The organism is Ruminiclostridium cellobioparum DSM 1351 = ATCC 15832 (assembly GCF_000621505.1).
Taxonomy (GTDB): domain Bacteria; phylum Bacillota; class Clostridia; order Acetivibrionales; family DSM-1351; genus Ruminiclostridium; species Ruminiclostridium cellobioparum.
On the sequence record NZ_JHYD01000045.1, the window covers coordinates 1 to 18064 of the forward strand.

Annotated in this window: 12 protein-coding genes and 2 pseudogenes; 5 read left to right on the top strand and 9 right to left on the bottom strand. The window is 41.4% G+C overall.

Annotation, left to right across the window (positions count from 1 at the left end; translation table 11 throughout):
• Positions 1–497: 497 nt before the first annotated feature.
• The 7 genes from T344_RS0116125 to T344_RS0116160 all read right to left on the bottom strand — a co-directional run bounded on the left by T344_RS0116125 (position 498) and on the right by T344_RS0116160 (position 11264).
• The gene (locus tag T344_RS0116125) at positions 498–2078 is read right to left on the bottom strand and encodes a response regulator transcription factor (protein ID WP_027629569.1); all 1581 of its coding nucleotides are present in this window, start codon (positions 2076–2078) and stop codon (positions 498–500) included.
• A complete protein-coding gene (locus T344_RS0116130) occupies positions 2053–3924 on the bottom strand; it encodes a cache domain-containing sensor histidine kinase (RefSeq protein ID WP_051571943.1) in 1872 nt (623 codons plus the stop codon). The genes T344_RS0116125 and T344_RS0116130 overlap by 26 nt, the downstream gene beginning before the upstream one ends.
• Positions 3925–4052: 128 nt before the next feature.
• Entirely contained in the window at positions 4053–5417 is a 1365-nt protein-coding gene (gene nagZ, locus T344_RS0116135) for a beta-N-acetylhexosaminidase (RefSeq protein WP_027629571.1), read from the bottom strand.
• A gap of 178 nt (positions 5418–5595) precedes the next feature.
• Positions 5596–7740, bottom strand: coding sequence for a glycoside hydrolase family 3 C-terminal domain-containing protein (locus tag T344_RS0116140; protein WP_027629572.1), 2145 nt, complete (start codon positions 7738–7740; stop codon positions 5596–5598).
• 302 nt (positions 7741–8042) lie between these two features.
• Entirely contained in the window at positions 8043–8897 is an 855-nt protein-coding gene (locus T344_RS0116150) for a carbohydrate ABC transporter permease (RefSeq protein WP_051571947.1), read from the bottom strand.
• Positions 8894–9778, bottom strand: coding sequence for a carbohydrate ABC transporter permease (locus tag T344_RS0116155; RefSeq protein WP_027629574.1), 885 nt, complete (start codon positions 9776–9778; stop codon positions 8894–8896). Before T344_RS0116155 ends, T344_RS0116150 begins: the two co-directional genes overlap by 4 nt.
• A gap of 151 nt (positions 9779–9929) precedes the next feature.
• Entirely contained in the window at positions 9930–11264 is a 1335-nt protein-coding gene (locus tag T344_RS0116160; RefSeq protein WP_027629575.1) for an extracellular solute-binding protein, read from the bottom strand.
• 229 nt (positions 11265–11493) lie between these two features.
• On the opposite strand from T344_RS0116160, the gene T344_RS0116165 reads away from it, so the two are divergent.
• The 5 genes and pseudogenes from T344_RS0116165 to T344_RS0116185 all read left to right on the top strand — a co-directional run.
• Positions 11494–13263, top strand: a complete 1770-nt coding sequence (locus T344_RS0116165; RefSeq protein ID WP_027629576.1) for a cache domain-containing sensor histidine kinase — start codon at positions 11494–11496, stop codon at positions 13261–13263.
• Positions 13256–14860 carry a response regulator gene (locus T344_RS0116170; protein WP_027629577.1) on the top strand — a complete coding sequence of 535 codons (1605 nt, stop codon included), beginning with the start codon at positions 13256–13258 and terminating at the stop codon, positions 14858–14860. The genes T344_RS0116165 and T344_RS0116170 overlap by 8 nt, the downstream gene beginning before the upstream one ends.
• A 119-nt stretch (positions 14861–14979) precedes the next feature.
• The gene (locus T344_RS0116175) at positions 14980–15276 is read left to right on the top strand and encodes a hypothetical protein (RefSeq protein ID WP_004625524.1); all 297 of its coding nucleotides are present in this window, start codon (positions 14980–14982) and stop codon (positions 15274–15276) included.
• Between the two features lie 82 nt (positions 15277–15358).
• Positions 15359–16882: a sensor histidine kinase gene (locus T344_RS29870; protein WP_051571949.1), complete on the top strand. Its 1524-nt coding sequence runs from the start codon at positions 15359–15361 to the stop codon at positions 16880–16882.
• Positions 16883–16988: 106 nt separating this feature from the next.
• Positions 16989–17183: pseudogene (locus T344_RS0116185) on the top strand (TetR/AcrR family transcriptional regulator); the annotation flags it as partial.
• A gap of 139 nt (positions 17184–17322) precedes the next feature.
• On the opposite strand, the gene T344_RS28460 reads toward T344_RS0116185, so the two are convergent.
• Complete coding sequence (locus T344_RS28460; RefSeq protein ID WP_051571951.1) at positions 17323–17688, bottom strand: putative immunity protein; 366 nt, start codon at positions 17686–17688, stop codon at positions 17323–17325.
• A 154-nt stretch (positions 17689–17842) separates the two neighbouring features.
• Positions 17843–18034, bottom strand: a pseudogene (locus T344_RS30435) (SRPBCC family protein); the annotation flags it as partial.
• Positions 18035–18064 lie beyond the last annotated feature (30 nt).

Below are 18064 nucleotides of genomic sequence, written 5' to 3' on the forward strand. Positions count from 1 at the left end.
AAGGAGCTCAAAGCACCGTTTTGCAAGAGCCACTTTCGCTGCTGCTAATATACATCTGGATGCTTGGATCAAACACAAATCCTTTAGTATTCTGAGTCTATTGCAATAGTACAAGAACTTTTCAAACAGCATTTAAAAATCTTTGAATTTCAAAGGTTTATTTGCTGTCCCAAAAAATCTGGGCTCAAAATTACACAACTATTAATTTCTCAAGGTACAATGCTTTTTCTACAAATAGCTCCATTTCACAAAGAAAATGGAGTGAAGTATTGGTTTTTCTCGAAATTACCAATTACTTTTCGAGAGTATTCTATAAGTTGTTTTAATATATTACAATGATATTACCGGAGCGTACATTATCAAATTAATATTTCTATGAATTATATAGACAATTTTAAGAGGATTTTGGCAGTACTTTGTAAAAAGACCTTCCTTCTGAATTCCTAAAAAAACAACCATGTACTATTTTATGATAATTAATAAAATAGTACATGGTATTAATTTTTATGCTTTATATCCTTTGGAGTGATACCGAAATATTTTTTAAACAATCTGTTGAAGTAAAATTGATCATTGATCCCAACTGCCGATGCTGCCTCCTTTATAAGAAAATTTTTGGATACCAGGAGCTCATAAGCCTTTTTCAGCTTTAACTCGTTTATATAATCGATCATGCTTTTCCCCACATCCGACTTAAACACCCTGCAAAGGTATGTGTCTGTCAGATTTACCCTTCTGGCAACCTCCGGAACAGTAATTTTACGGTAAATATTATCTTCTATATATTTCAAGGCTTCATGGATTTCCTTACGGTATGTTTTCCGGGTTTTAATGCTTTGTACGGCCGTTTCAAATATATTTTTCAAAACAAGCTTCAAAGCCTCTTCACTTTCTGCGGTAAAAATCACGTCTTCATCAGTATTGTATTCATCAAATATCTCCTCGTTGCAAATCCCCAGATTCATTAGCCTTTTTTCCGCATCCCGCAAAACCCTCTTTATTATTTTCTTAAGTCTGAAGGGGTTCAGAAGAGTTTCTTCTCCGGCTTTTATTATACTTTCAAGAGTTTTCAATATACCTTCAACATTGCCGCCGGCAACCTCATTGAAAATACGGTCTGCCGACGATAATGCCAGCTCTTTCACATATTGTTCATTGTCATCCGGTATGCTTTTATTATCGGTACATACATCCGAAATACTCTCATAAAACATAAGCTCACAGGCTCTTTTACTTCTTCCCGCTTCATTTATCAATGATTGTGCATCCCGGGCAAAAGCTCCGTAAATAACGCCTATTTTCAGGTTGAAGTACATATAGGTTATATCCTTGATTCTCTGGGCTGTCTCCTGAGGAGATATTTTAACTTCATCCGTTGGGAAATTCACAGCAACAAGAGCGGAATTATTCTCAAAATCCAATGCAGATATCCAATTGGATTTGTTGAATATATTACCGGCAATATTCTTAATAATTTCCCCCACTTTTTGCCCGGTCTTTTCCAGAGCTGCCCGGTCCCCGCACCTGACCACAAATACTTGAATACATTCATTCCGCCCTGAAGCAAACATTCCGGAAACTGCCCCGGCTTGGGCTGCCGCTTCGTTTTCTGGCCCGAACCACAGCTTGTACAGGCAGTTATATCTCTCAAATTCAATGTCCTTCATACTTATTTGAGGAACAGCTTCCTTTCCTCTTCTGGAGTCAAGCTTTTCCTTTATCTCATACAAAACCCTCATAAATTCCTCAGAGCTAACAGTTACCTTAAGAATATAGTCATGGGCTCCGTATTTCATAGCTTCCCTGACGAGCTCAAAATCATTGTAATTGCTCAAAACCAAAATTTCTCCGTCATAATTTGTATCCTTAAGCTTTTTTATCAGTTCAATTCCGTCCATATGGGGCATTTTTAAATCTGTAATTATTATATCCGGTCTGGTTTTCTCACATATTTCAAGGGCACGTGAGCCGTCGGATGCCGTACCTAAAAGCTGAAATCCGCTATCCGCCCAATTGATCATGGATTTTATGGCAAGCTTTACAATCTTTTCATCATCCACGATTAAGATACTGTACATTATCATCACCCTCCCATAGAATCAAAGGCAGAATTATCTCGGTAACGGTTCCTTCGCCCTTTTTACTTTTTGTTGTGAGCCCATAGCCATCTCCAAAGTTGAGTTTGATTCTCTCGTTCACGTTTTCTATTCCTATTCCGGACAGCTTGTTCTTCCTGGATTCCCCATCCATACTTTCAGTATCAAAGCCCTTCCCGTCATCAGCTATCCGTATAAGGAGCACATCTTCAATATTGCCTACCGATATTTTTATGCTTACTGTCCTTTCATCCTCATCAATTCCGTGAATAATGGAATTTTCAACTATGGGCTGTAAAAGAAATTTTATAACCATGCACTTTTCCAATCCTTTTTCTATTTCATAACTTAATGAGAAGGAGTTGGCATAACGGATTCCCTGAATAGTGGCATAGTTGTTTAAATTTTCTATTTCCTTTTCCAAAGGTATGATTTCTTCCTTATTCAGTATTGTGTCCTTCAATAAACCTGAAAGAGCTCCCAGCCCATCTTCAAGAGTTTTATTACCGCTGAGCATGGCAGACCATTTGAGAGAATTGAGGGTGTTAAACAGGAAATGAGGATTTATTTGAGCCTGGAGCATCTTCAATTCGGCTTCCCTTTTTCTGAAATGCTGTCTCTCAATTTCCACAATCAAAGCTTTCAGTCTTTCAACCATTGCCTTAATATTGAAAGTCAATTCACTTATTTCATCGTTATACCTGTCGTCAATTTCTTCCTCCAGATTCCCGTCCCTTATGTTTTTTGCCGAGTGCAGCAGTGATTTCAAGGGTATGGAAACACTTGCATAAATAATGAGAGACAGGATTATTGAAGCAGAAATGACAATAATGCTTGCAAATATGACATTATTCTTGACCTCGCTGGATTGCGAGCTTATAAACCTGTATGGGATCTTTCCGACTATATACCAGTCGAGAGAAGGCAAAAATGACCCGGCCACCAGGAAATCCCCTTCGGGAAACCTGTATCTGAAGGTATTGTTGTTTTTGAGATAGTTATTGTATATTTGAGTCTTAAGGTTGTTATCCTTTATGAAAGTATCTTTTTTTATACTGCCTGAAACTGTGGAAACCACCGCTCCGTCGCTCCTCATGATGAACAGGTCGCTGCCCTTCCCAAGGTCTATGTTTTTATAGGTATTCTGTGCAAATATTCTTTCGTCGATGACTATTAACAGATAACCCCGTTTTTCCAGATAGCTGTGTTTTGAATATACCACCCTGCTGAGCACTATACAGCTGTTCCCAAGGTTTGATCCAAGTCTTGTCCAATATGTGTTTCCCATGGCATTGTCGGTGTGCTTTATTATATCAATTATGTCGTTCTCATTGAAAATCTCGTATCCAAGGTCATAAAATATATTTCCGTCGGGAAATCTGATACTTATATTCTTGACGTTTTTATAATTGAACAGTTCCCTGCTGAATTTATTTGTCAGCAGCTCCATCAGTTTGTTCTTGCTCACATCATTCATATCATTGAACTTGATAATCCCATCCTGTACATCGTCATTCATAATAATTGATTCGCTTAATTTCTCATACTGATCCGTTTCGTTTTTTACATTTTTTGTGATTTCCTGAACCAATTGACCGGAATATGAGTTAAGTTTCGATGTAATGGATTTCTCGTAATTAGAGTTGGAATAGGTTCCTACAAGAGCGATTGGAAGCACCGAAATAAGCAAAAAACCGAGAAAAATACGCTGTATAATGGGTATTTTTCTCACTTTTAAAATAAAAGCAATTGATTTATTCTTAGCAATTTTATAGAAACGCACCCTTGCGTAATCAGTATTTTTGGCTCCACCAAGTTTATGTTTCATAATATGCACCATCATACGCAAATTTATTTTTTATTATCTACTAAAATGTGATTCTATCAAATATTTAACGTTATTGCAAACCATAATACGGAAATAGCGGGTTATCTATCTCCAAATTAACAACTTTATTATTTAAATAGTGCACTTATTTCAGCATTGATTTTCTGCGGATCAACAGGCCCGGCCGGTGCATTTCCAAGCGAATACCTCTGCTTCAGCTCCAGTACCCTGTAAACACTTTCATCCAGCCTCCCGGTACTGATCTGTCCTGTTTGTGCGGCAGCCAGCAGAGCTTTTATGACTGTCTCCTGCTTGTCAAAGCCGTGGCAGACCAGCACTATGTCGGCACCGGCCTGAATGGATTTTACTGCCGCCCCGCCCATGTCGTAGTTCTTCTCTATGGCACCCATGGTAAAATCATCTGTGATAACGACGCCATTAAAGTTCATATCTGTTCTCAATAAGTCTGTAATAACAGCTTTGGAGAAGGAGGCAGGGTTTTCCGGGTCAAGTTTTGGAAGCAATATATGGGCTATCATAATGGCGTCAGCACTATTTTCGATAGCCGCCTTAAACGGCACCAGTTCAAAGCTTTCCAGCCTTTTAAGATCATGGTTGACCCGGGGCAGGCCTACGTGGGAATCCACCGAGGTATCCCCATGGCCTGGGAAATGCTTGACAACCGAAATAACATTTTCAGCCCTGATACCCTTCATGGTTTCTATTCCCAGCCTGCTGACCAGGCCGGCGGTTGTTCCGAAAGACCGGTCACCGATCACAGGGTTTTTAGGATTGCTGTTTATGTCCAGTACAGGAGCAAAGTCCATATTAAAACCAAATGAGCTCAGTTCTCTCCCCAATATGTTTCCTATCTGATAGGACAGGGAACTGTCGTTTTTTTGTCCTATTACTTTGTTGGAGGGGAATTTTTTAAATTCATCTGGAAGTCTGGACACTCTGCCGCCTTCCTCATCCACCGACAGGAACAAGGGCACTTTATTGGAGGCCGCATTTGTCTCCTTCAGCGAATTAAGCAGAGTCAACAGCTGGGCGGAATCCTGTATGTTCTTTTTAAATAAAATGAAACCGCCTGCGTGGTATTTATCCATGAGCTGCTTTGAATGTTCGTCATTTTCATAGCCGTCCACACCCACAATTACAAGCTGTCCCACTTTTTCTTCAAGGGTCATACTGTCAATCAAAGCTTTAATTTCATCGGTCTGGCTGTCCTGCCCCGGTTCTGCCGTATCAGGACTGTTCTGTGCGGTTGTATTTCCGGGGCCTCCGGCCATTCCCGAAGTTGCGGCAGCAGTACTTTCAGCTGCTCCGCCCGGCCTTGTGCCATCCGAAGGTTTCAATACCTGCGGCAGGCCAAAGTTCTGTATCAGTACATACCCCAATACAACCGCTGCTACTGCTATCAGTGATAATCCGATTCCAACCCTGGATCTTCTTTTCCTTCTGTAGGTTTCTTTCCTGCTGCCCTTATTCATAAGCCTCCATTGAAATATAATATTCATAGTTATATTTGCTTTTATATAATTATATGCCTCCTGACCGCAAAGTACCAGACCGGTACGCCTATCACAAAACCCCGTTCACCGGACACTGACCAAGCATGTATCCGTTTAACGGGGTTTTTTAAATTTATATTAAATTTCAGTTATGCGTTTATTCAACTGTAAACGTCACTTCCAGAGGTGCCTTTCCGCTGAGTCTTTTGCTGACTTTGTCGGGCTGCGTCCCGCCCACAAAGAGAGTAAAATCGCCGTTCTCAACATAGCGCTTTCCTTCTTCATCCACAAGCATCATTGCCCTGGGGCCGATCTCAAAACTGACTGTCCTTTGCTCCCCGCTCTTCAGGTGCATGCGCTTAAAGCCGCACAGACTGTGATTGGGTACTCTTACCGATGCCTTCAAATCCTTGATATAAACCTGAACGACTTCATCGGAATCCCTGCTTCCGGTATTCCTGACATCCACACTGACCGTTATGCTGTCCCCGTTCTTGATCCTTGAGCCGGAGCAGACCGGGTTTGAATATTCAAAATTTGTGTAGCTCAGACCAAAGCCAAAAGGATACAGAGCATCCTGCTTCATGAACTTATAAGTCCTGTTTTCCATTGAATAGTCTTTGAAATCCGGCAGTTCTTCGGTTGACTTATAGAAGGTCACAGGCAGTCTTCCCGCAGGCGAATAATCTCCGAACAGCATTTCAGCGAAAGCCTGACCGCCCCTTGAACCGGGATACCAGCACTGTACAATTGCCGCTGCCTTGTCGGCCGCATTTCCTATGCTGAGCGCACTGCCTGAAACAAGGGCCACAATTGTGGGCTTGCCGGTTTCAAGAATTGCATCCAAAAGCTTTCTCTGTGATTCCGGGAGATTAAGGTCGGCCTTATCTCCTCCGGCATCCAGGATTGCCGTACCCTGGTCGTTCTGCTCTCCCTCAACTGATGCGTCAAGCCCCAGACAGAGAACGACAACATCACTGCGTTGGGCAGCCGACACGGCTTCCTTCAGCCTGTCTCCGGGAAGTGCCAGATCTTCCTCCCTGTTCATGTGGAGGTGGCTGCCCAGAGCGTACCATACACGGGTTTCAGGTGACACCCTGTTTCTGATGCCATCCAGCAGGGTTATACTGTGGGACGGCGTACCGCTGTAATTTGCTATCAAAGCCAGATCACTTGCAGCATTGGGTCCGATAACAGCTATATTCTTTATTTTGCCCGGCTCCAAAGGCAGAAGTCCGTTATTCTTCAGCAAAACCATTGATTTTCTCGAAGCATCAAGTGATAGTGCATTATGTTCCTTGCAGTCATTTATTTCATAAGGTATGCTGTCGAATTCGCAGTCATCGTCAAACATACCAAGTCTCATTCTGGTAGTCATAACCCTGATTGCAGCACGGTCAATATCCTCTTCGGTAATCAGGCCTTCTTTTAAAGACAATAGGAGCAAGAGATAAATATTGCCGCAGTTCAGGTCACATCCGCTTTTTATGGCCAGTGCAGCAGATTCGGTTGGAGTCTTTGTCACTCCGTGACCCTCATGGAAATCCTTAATTGCCCAGCAGTCCGAAACCACATGGCCGTCAAAGCCCCAGGAATCCCTGAGAATGTCCTGCAGCAGTGTTTTGCTTCCGTTGCAGGGTTCTCCGTTGGTCCTGTTGTAGGCACCCATTACCGCTTCAACTTTGGCTTCCTTTACAAGTGCTTCAAACGCAGGGAGATATGTTTCAAACATATCCTGCTTTGAGGCTATGGCGTCAAAATGATGCCTGTCATCCTCGGGTCCGCTGTGTACTGCAAAATGCTTTGCACAGGCTGCCGCCTTCAGATGTTTCCCGCTGCCCTGGAGCCCCTTTACAAAAGCCACCCCAAGCCTTGAAGTAAGATACGGATCTTCCCCGTAGGTTTCATGTCCCCGTCCCCACCTGGGATCTCTGAAAATATTTACATTGGGTGACCAGAAGGTAATTCCCTTATATATGTCACGGTCGTCTTTCCTTGAACTTTCATTATACTTCGCTCTTCCCTCTGTTGCGATCACATCAGCGATTTTTTGCAGATACTCATCATCAAAAATGGCTGCCAGACCTATTGCCTGTGGAAATACCGTAGCAACACCCGCTCTGGCAACTCCGTGAAGCGCTTCATTCCACCAGTTATACCTGGGGACACCCAATCTTTCAACCGCCTGCGCATCGTATCTAAGCTGTGACGCCTTTTCCTCAAGCGTCATCCTCGACACCAGGTCGGCCGCTCTTTCTTTGAAGGAAAGTGATTTGTCCAAATATTTCGGCTTTTGTTCCATATTAACCTCCTAGTTTTTCTCGCTTTCCGCTTTAATTTAACGCGTTGTGCTAATTAATTAAATTATGTACTTTATAATTATTTGCCATAACTGTTGCTGCAATCAGCTTAACCGTCATGCCGGTCAAATTGGTTCCCGGCTTTGCAGTTAAAGGAGTTATTCTTATTATACAGGTACAGTTACACAACTTCAAGCAATGGACGGCACGGTAAAGTACCTGCTGATATTTGCTTGTGAACAGCAAATATTATTTAAAGCAAGCGCCTGGTGTGCAATCCATTGATTGAAAAGGAAAACTCATGTCAGCCCTTGACGGCCCCAACCACCAGGCTGTCCTGTACTTTCTTGCTCATGAATGCATATATGATCAGGGTTGGGATTGTTGCAACCATGAGACCTGCACCTATGGGGCCCCAGTCAGTGGTGTACTGGCCGGCCAGAGACTGGATACCGACTGTCAGGGTTTTGAACCGGACATCGCTGATAAACACCACTGCAAACATCAATTCATTCCAGGCCTGCAGAAAAGTGAATATGGTAACTGTTGCCATGGCCGGTCTCATCAGCGGCATTATTATGCTGAAGAATATCCTGTAAATACTGCAGCCGTCAATACACGCAGCCTCCTCCAGCTCTCTGGGCAGGGACGCCATAAAACCGGAAAATATAAGTATGGCCATAGGTATTGCAAAGGCTGAATAAGGTATGATCAAAGCCCAATAGGAATTGACCATTTTCAGGTTCCTCAGCATGACGAATATGGGAAGCAGAGCCGAATGGAGGGGGACAGTGAGCCCAAGGATAAAAAAGGAATTCATTTGTTTTCTTATCTTAAATACCATTCTGGTCAGTGCATAGGAGGCCATGACGGAAAATATTACCGTAAACAGAATTGTGGCAGCCGTGACTATTACACTGTTTATAAAATAATGCCCTACGTTACCGCCCAAAAGAGCATTGCTGTAATTGGACCAGAGCCATTTGGTGGGAATACCCAGGGGATTCCCACCGAATATTTCCGAGTTGTCCTTCAAGGAAAAGGTAAACATCCAGTACAGCGGAAACAGCTGTATAAATGCTACCACAATGAGGGCGGCATACATAAGTATACTTGATATGGATCGTTTGGAACTGCTCACCGTTGTATGTCTGCTCATCTTTTTGCACCCTCCCTTTCTCTGAACAGGAAACCCACCAGGATTGACAGTACAAAGCATTCAAGGATAACGAATATAGCCATTGCACTTCCGTATCCGTATTGGTTTCCTTTAAATATGGTACTGACCATATACGTACCTATAACCTCACTTGCGTGGACAGGGCCCCCGCCGGTCAAAACATATACAAGATCAAATACCTTAAGCGCTCCTGTTACTGCAAATATTACAGAGACATTGAGTACAGGCTTCAGCATAGGTATGGTTATTTTCATGGATGTATTCCACCAGGAAGAGCCGTCTATTACCGCAGCTTCAAAAACATCGGTGGAAATGGATTTAATACCCGCGTACATCAGCAGCATATGATAGCCGATATACTGCCATATTATAGGAATAAAGGTAGCGCCCAGCGCATTTCTGGTATCTCCCAGCCATTCCTGAGCCCAGGAATCAAGGCCTATTGAACGCAATAACAAATTCAGGATACCGTAGTCATAATTATATATTTTCATCCACAGCTGACCTATAACAACTGTGGAAATAATAACCGGTACAAAATAGACAGTCACAAAGCTTTTTTCAAATTTGACACCCTTTGCCAGAACAAGAGCTAAAAGCAGTGAAATGGGGAGCTGGATAAATACCGACGCAACTGCCAGAATCAGCGAATTAACAGCCGCTTTAACAAATATGGGATCAGAAATGAGTCCCTTATAGTTGGCGAGCCCAATAAAGGTACCTTTTCCGAATCCGGACCAATCCTGCATGCTATAGTATAATGACATAATTATCGGTACTATAATAACGGCTATAAACATAACCAGGGCCGGAAACAGGAAAAATACTATGGCTTTCTTATTATTCAATACCCTATCCACAAAACTCACTTCCTTCTTTTATTAGTTTTTATTAGATTAATTATTGCTCTAATCTTTATTACATTTTTCATAAGTATTTGGCGTCCATTTGCCACCGGTGAATTACCAAATAAGTATCAAATGGACGCCAGGTATATAATTTCAGTATCTGTTATTTGCCGTATATTGACTGCAAGCTGTCTACAAACTGTTCCGGTGTTTTTGCCCCCATGAACAATTCCTGCAGAGCATTCAGATAAGTTTCAGTATCCTTGCCTGCAAGGAGGGTATCCCACCAGATTGTAAAGCCTTCCGCATCTTTTGTAAGATCAACAACCTTTACAAGTGTGGCCGGCAATTTGCTTTTATCAACATCCTCAGCCTTCCAGGCAGGCATTGCTGCACCAGCCAGGTAGGATTCCTTTGAAAAGTTTTCCGCAAAATACATCTGGAATTTAACAGCCTCATCCTTGTTCTTTGTGTTGGCACTGACCATTACCGCGTCAACCGCTCCGCCTGTAAACTGCTTTGCGTTTCCCTTTCCGTCGGGTATTGCCGGGAAGGAGATGACACCGATCTTGCCGGCAACCTTGGAATCCTTGGCATCAGCCTTACCTGCCGCCCAGCTGCCTTTGAACATCATTGGTATTTTTCCGTCATAGAAGGGCACTTCAGCTTCATCGTTGGATATTCCGGCCGCACCCTTTGAGAATGCACCTGCATCTACGAGTTCCTTAAATCTCTTAGCCGCATTCAGGAATTCCGGATCTTTAAAGGAACCTTCCTTTGTAAGGGTTTTAACTATTTTCTCAGGTCCTGCCGCTCTTAATGCCATAACGTCAAAGTACATCGCTATGGTCCATTTATCTTTTCCGGATACGGCCATAGGAGTTATTCCCTTCGCCTTGAAAGCTTTGATGGCTGTAAGCAGTTCATCATAAGTGGCCGGAAGTTTCACATTGTTCTTATCAAACAGTTCGGTGTTCACGAATAAAGCTCCCGCCGCAAGGAAGAAAGGCATCCCATATATTTTATCGTTGTAAGTCAGGTTGTTGAAGGCACCGTTAACCAGTTTGCCCTTGGTTTCAGCCGTAATGTAATCATCTATAGCCAAAACTGAATTTGAATCAATAAATGGCTTTGAGAAGCCCCCGCCCCAGGTTGAGAAAAGGTCAGGCAGTTCATTGGCCGCTGCCATGGCTTTTATCTTTGTCTTGTAGGCTTCGTTTTCGTTTGTGTCAACTGTTATCCTTACATTTTTATTAGCCTTCTGGTAATCATCAATTACCTTTTTAGCAGCCGGCATAAAAGGATCCGTTGCTCCGCCCCAGATATGGCTGAACTTCAATTCAACCTGCTTTCCGGCACCGGCATTGGTATTTCCGGCATTTGTGTTGGTGGCAGTACCGGTATTGTCCCCGGCAGGTTTCCCACAAGCTGTCATACCAACCGCCAAAGCTCCTGCAAGTATAAATGCCATTCCTCTTTTTACTAGCATTTTGTTCATGGTTATTCCTCCTTGAAATAATTGTTACGCTTAATGATACTAGGTAATTATGCCTAAAGTAAACGTAAAATGGTTACCTTTCATTGTGCAATATTATTACTTTTAATTAACCTTTTCATAAATATTTTTATAAAACTCCTCTAAAAAAGGTAAACTAATTTTATTGAATCTTATGGTATAATAGCAGCAATATACAAAATTATTATTCGCAAAATACACGGAGTTATTAATGAAACCTATTATGAATATTATGGAAAAAATAAAGTCTGCCTTTATGGATTTTTCTATCCGGCGTAAAATGCTTTCAATATTTATGGCATTTATGCTTTTTTACATTGGAATCAGCATAATAATTTATATACAGATCATTAACAATGAAACCGTCAGCCAGGTAAAACAGCGCTCTCATGAAACCACCGAGCTTATCAGGAAAAATATTGACACATTGATTGGCAGTGCCAACAACGTATCAAAAATCCTCACAACAAATTCCCTTGTCAGGACTTATCTGCATACGCAGGACCCGGGGCTGGCTCTGACAAAAAGCGTTAATGAGTTTTTGACAAGTATTCATATCACCTCCCCGAATATCGATTCCATTTACGTTTATGATTTTCACGGCTCATCGCTGAAAACTACAAAATTTCTTACCGTTTCAACAGTGGAGGATGTACGGCTGGCGCCCTGGTTCAATGAGCTTAGGACTCTTAACGGAGGCTATAAAATAAGCATCAACGCCGATAATACCCTCAAAACCACTTCCGGCAAGAACCTGGTATCTGTTATGCGGATATTGAATGATCTGGACAGTATCACTCCCATAGGTGTCCTGGTACTGAACATTTCAGAGGACAGCGTTTTCGACATTGTCAAGGAGACCACCAAAAGCGGCTCCTCCACTTTTATCCTCCTGGATAAAAACAACAGTCCGGTTATCAAGGATGATCCCGGTTATCCTGTTTACTTGAAATATTTGCGTGACATGACGGGCTCCGAAAGCATCGAGACGGTAAATAATCAAAAAAGCTATATCTACACGCTGGGCCTGGAGGACATAGGCTGGAGGATAATCAGTTTTTCCAGCCTGTCGTTTACTTCACCCGAAATTAAAACCCTGAATGTCGTCTACATGGTTTTTATAGTTGTGACCCTCTTATTGTTTATTCTGGCGGCACTGTTTACTTCCGGGCTCATTACCGCGCCCATTCAAAAGCTGATCAAATCCATGCAGGGAGTTGCAAACGGCGTATTCAAAAGGGTCAGCTATAACACGGGGAATGATGAGATAGGCGAATTGAAGAACAATTACAACCTGATGATAATGCACATTAACGATCTTATTATCAGGCTGGTGGATGAGGAAAAACAAAAGCGCCGTTTCGAACTGGATGTGCTCAATGAACAAATAAAACCGCATTTTCTGTATAATACTCTCGACAATATTGCCTTTCTGGCCCTGCAAAACAATAACAATACGCTGTACGAAGCCGTCAACGCTCTGGGAAGCTATTGCAGGATCAGTCTGAGCAAAGGTTCCGAGACCATCAGTCTGGCTGATGAAATAAGACTTATCAGAAACTATCTGGCCCTCCAGAAGCTGCGGTACGGCGATATGATAAACGATGAATACAAGGTGGAGGATAATACTCTCAATATAAAAATTTTAAAAAACATTTTGCAGCCCCTGGTTGAGAATTCCATTTACCACGGCATAAGGCCCAGCGGTGAACCTGGCCTGATAACCGTATCCGCCAGCCTGGCTGAGGGTTACCTTTTCCTTTCTGTCCAAGATAACGGGCTTGGTATGGATGAGGACGAAATAAACTCCATATCCGATGAAAATCTGGCCAGAAATCAGTCAAGTTTTGGCCTCCGGGGAACGATACAGCGTCTTAAAATCCATTATGGAACAAATGATATATACAAGGTTGAGAGTAAAAAATATGAGGGTACAAAAATAATTTTGAAAATTCCTGTGGAGGTGAGCAGTCATGAATAACAGAGCTTTAAAAGTACTTATTGTGGACGATGAAAGCAATACCAGAAGTCTTGTACGTATGTCCATAGACTGGGAGGGGCTGGGCCTTCAGGCCATCGGCGATGCCACCAGCGGTCTTGAAGCACTGGATATGATAGACAGTGAATTACCCGACATAATAATTACAGACATCCAGATGCCGTACATGGACGGACTGTCCCTGAGCAAGGCTGTAAAGGAAATGCATCCCGATATGGCCATAGTCATACTGACTGCCCATGACGAGTTTTCATATGCACAAAGTGCTGTTTCAATAGGTGTTTCAGACTTCATACTAAAACCCATTGATAAGGCACTGCTCAATGAAACTCTTTCAAGGCTGGCCGACAGGATTAATTCACACAGGCTCAGGCTGGGTGAGCTGGAGCTGTCACACCAGTATTTCAAGAACAATATCGGTGTCTTTCAAAACAAGGTCTTAAATGATCTCATATCCCCCAACAGACCTGGCTTTACTTTTGAGCCGGGGGAATTCGACATGGTTGAACTGGACTTTGATTCCGAATATAATACCTGCCAGATTGCCCTTATTAATATCGCCATGGAAAAAAACAGGTATTCCAACCTGGAAAGGCAGGTTCTGCTCCAAAACTGCTGTTCCCATATTAAAAACAATTATTGTCCGTCGGGCAGGGCTTATGTTTTTACAGATGTAAACGGTAATATAGTCTTACTTGGCAATGACAGAAATATCTCTCTTAACGATATTTCCGAATATGCTGCGGCATATTTTAAGGAACAGCTTTCCACAGTTGTATACTGCGGAATAGGAAGAACCGTAACAGGTATTGAAAATGTGCACATTTCTTACAATCAGGCTCTCAATGCCCTGAATACATGTTATATCACCGGGGAGGAAATAACCTATGCCGAGGTGCAGGTCACAGGGTATGAAAGCAAAATATTCAACAACAGTTCCTCCATCGAAAATATGAAGCTGGCCATCAAGTCCGGTATGACAGACCGGGCGGTACATTATACCAAAGAATTGCTTTTTAACTATGCCAAGGAAAATATCAATGACCTGGACGGCGTGAAAATAACTGCCATAAACATCAGTACTTATATCAAGGAACTGCTGAACGAGATGAAAATTTCATATATGGCTGACCTGTCGCTTTCAGGTGAGATGGTCCTGGGCATATTTAAATACGATAAATATTCAGACATAGAAAATACCGTAACCGCTATGGTTCAAAAGGCCTGCGAGCTTATTAACGAAGCTCTGAGCAGTAAAAACAACTCCATGGTGTCGGAGATAAAAAATTATATTGATGAAAATTTCAGCAATTATGATCTGAATCTTAAGCTGGTTGCAGATAAATTTTATCTCAACTCAAGTTACTTAAGCAGAATTTTTAAAAAGGGTACAGGAGTGTCATTTTCAGAATATCTGATAAAAATACGGATGGAAAAGGCCATTTCCCTGCTTAAAATTCAGGATTACAAGGCATATCAGCTGGCGCAGTTCGTGGGAATACCCGATCCGAACTATTTTGTAAAATGCTTTAAAAAAATTGTTGGAATTCCTTTTGCAGAATACAAATTAAGGAAATAGCCCCTTAAAGATCAGGTCAGCAGGTATTTGAGCCTTTGAAAATTGAATAACTTTTTAATTTTTGGGCCATATTGATTGCATATGTATATTGATTACACAGGTTAAGAGGGATTTATAAAATGAATGATGAACAGCTTCTGGAGTGCCCAAACTGTAAAGGCCATAATTTTCTAATAAAGTACGAAGCAACCTATGTCTATTCGTACAACATAGACTCTGATGCTCCCGGCTTTAAAAATACAGGGGAATTTCTTCCTTTTATGTTTGATAAAAGAGAGCAGAAAGACGCCCATCAGTACCTTGAGTGCAAAACGTGCGGTAACCAGTATCCCTGCTATCTCAACGAATGGGACAACAAAACAGGAATCCTGAAACTTCAAAAAGCTGTCGGCCAGCCTACAAAAAATATTGGATAAATTACCAATTAGTAGAGGAATTTGTATTATAATGTAGAACTCATAATTAAGTGTTCAAATTTATTTTGAAGGAGACGCTATTATGGGTATATATAATCTTCTTTGTAATGTACTTGTATTAAAGAATCCTAAAGAGCTGTACAAAAAGTATTCCAAAGAAATAAATGAACAGATTCTCAGGCTTAACATTGTCAGGATTGTAAATATAATGTGGGTTCTATTATTCGCAAACAGTATTCTGGTCCTGACCGATATTCTGATTTTCAGAGGCAAATTGGCTGAGTCTGCCTACAAGAATGTGTTCTACCTGCATTTAAGCCTGTATCCCATCCTATTATTTTATCTGGCTTTATATCATATAAAAATAAAAAACCTGAATAACTATAAATATATTAACCTGTCCATAAATATTGTCATGATCATTTGGTCTGAATTGATGTCCTTCAATGCCCAATTCATACACAGCCAGATTTCGGCCTATCTGTTAACCCTGTTCTGCATGTCTGCCCTGCTCATTATGCCCCCTGCCCAAAGCCTTATTCTATTCCCATCCGCTTTCATATCCTTGTTAATCGGCATGTTGATTACAGGTATCCCGGAAACGATACTTTACGGACATATAACCAATTCTTTCTTTATGGTTATAATTTCTTTATTTATTTCCATCATAAGTTATTGGACATTTTGCGGCCATGTCATAAACCAGCAGATTATTGCTGATAAAAATAAGGAAATAGATGCTCTTAACGAAGAACTTATCAGGAAGGTTCAGTCGCAAACCGACGAACTAGTTAAAATGAACTCAACACTTGAACTTGAAAAACTCAGGATATCGTTATTTGCAAATATTTCTCATGAATTCAAGACCCCTATTAACGTTATATTATCTGCCGAACAGCTGCTGGAGTATAAACTCAAGGATGACCGGTCTCCCATTTCCGCTTCCTGCATGAAAAAATACATGTCCTCAATAAAGCAGAACTGCTACAGACTAATCCGTCTTGTAACAAACATCATAGATATAAATACCATTGACTGCGGAAATATGAATCTGCAGCTTGAGAACCAGGATATTGTCAAAGCCACCGAAGATATTGTCCTGTCTGTCGCAGGCCTCATTAAAAATAAGAATATTTCCCTGATATTCGATACCGAGATGGAAGAGAAAGTGATTGCAATTGATTTGGATAAAATAGAAAGAGTTATTTTGAATCTGCTTTCAAATGCCATGAAATTTACTTCTCCCGGAGGATCCATCACCGTAAATATGTTCGAGCAGGATAATTATGTAGTAATATCGGTAAAAGATACGGGTATAGGGATACCCGAGGAGCTGCAATCTGCCATTTTTGACAGGCTGGTGCAGGTGGACAGATCCTTTACCAAGAGTTCAGAGGGAAGTGGTATAGGTTTGTCAATTTCCAAATCAATTATTGATATGCATAAGGGCATGATATACGTAAACAGCCGGGTTGGGGAGGGAAGTGAATTTATTGTTGAACTCCCCTCCTATACAATTGAGGGGGCAAAAGCAGAAGTAGCTGCCGTAGATGAACTGGGCAGAATTGAAAAAGTGAAAATCGAGTTTTCTGATATTTATTTGTAAAAATCGCAATTTCGCGTTCATGGTCCTTAACCGGCTACCTTGACATAATAATACTGCAATATACAATACGTACTAACAGTCTGTATTTTGGGTGAGGTGATAAAATTTGGCACGTAATAAGTATCCGGAGATAGCTGTAAACCGTATCCTTGATACAGCAATGAAATTATTCATGACAAAAGGGTATGAACATATAACGGTTCAAGACATTATCAATGAATTTGGCAATTTAAGCAAAGGTGCCATTTATCATCATTTCAAATCCAAAGAATATATAATGGGTGCTGTAAATGCCCGCATGTTAAATGATTTCGAGTTGTTATCCGTGAGTTTTCACGGGTGTTATGAAGAAAATGCTACCAAAATAATATTTTCAGGATATTTGTTAGCATAGTTTTGCATCGCCCAATCCACCAGCTTTATAGCGATGCCGGGTTCCATTAGCGTTTCCTTTTTAAGCTCGATAGAGCCGGTACACCATATTTCCTAATTATAGCTGTTAAATCATAGATTGGAAATCCGATAGCATGTCCATTTGCATGAACTACGCCGCAAGCTTGCCCAATGGCATGGCACAAAGCTATATCTTCAAGAGAGTCGATTTCCTTTGCCACTGCGTGAGCCTGCAAAATCGCGCGCTTGGCCACGGGCATTTTCACTTTACCAGCAGCCCAATCTTTTGATGTCAGCACAGCGGATCCAAGTCGCTTTTTGTTTGGATAACGCTCAAACAACTTTTGAGCGGTTTCATCGGCAAATTCAAATGCCCACAAGACCATTGTCCGATGATTTTGTTCTTGAATCAATGCGGTTAAATCAGCTAAAATTTCACTATTTTTAGCAAAAAGAACCTTATTCTTTCTGTTAAACTCTATTTTGCACTTCGTTAAGCCAATTCATATTTTCTCCTTTGACAGATAAATTCCCATTATCTGATACTTCCAATTATATGATTGCACATTAACTGTGAGAAAACTTTATCAACCTATCCTCCAGTTGATGAAGAACCAAGGGCCATGCCTGTTCATGCTTGTCCCTTGATTCTTCATCTGAAAGCCCTGCATGATTTAATCGTAATATTGTTCCACTCTCAACCATTTCTAATTCCACAGTCACAACTGTTTCTGCACCTTTAGTTCCGTCAGCACCCGTTAGCCATGTAAGCGAGTTTGGGTGCGTAAA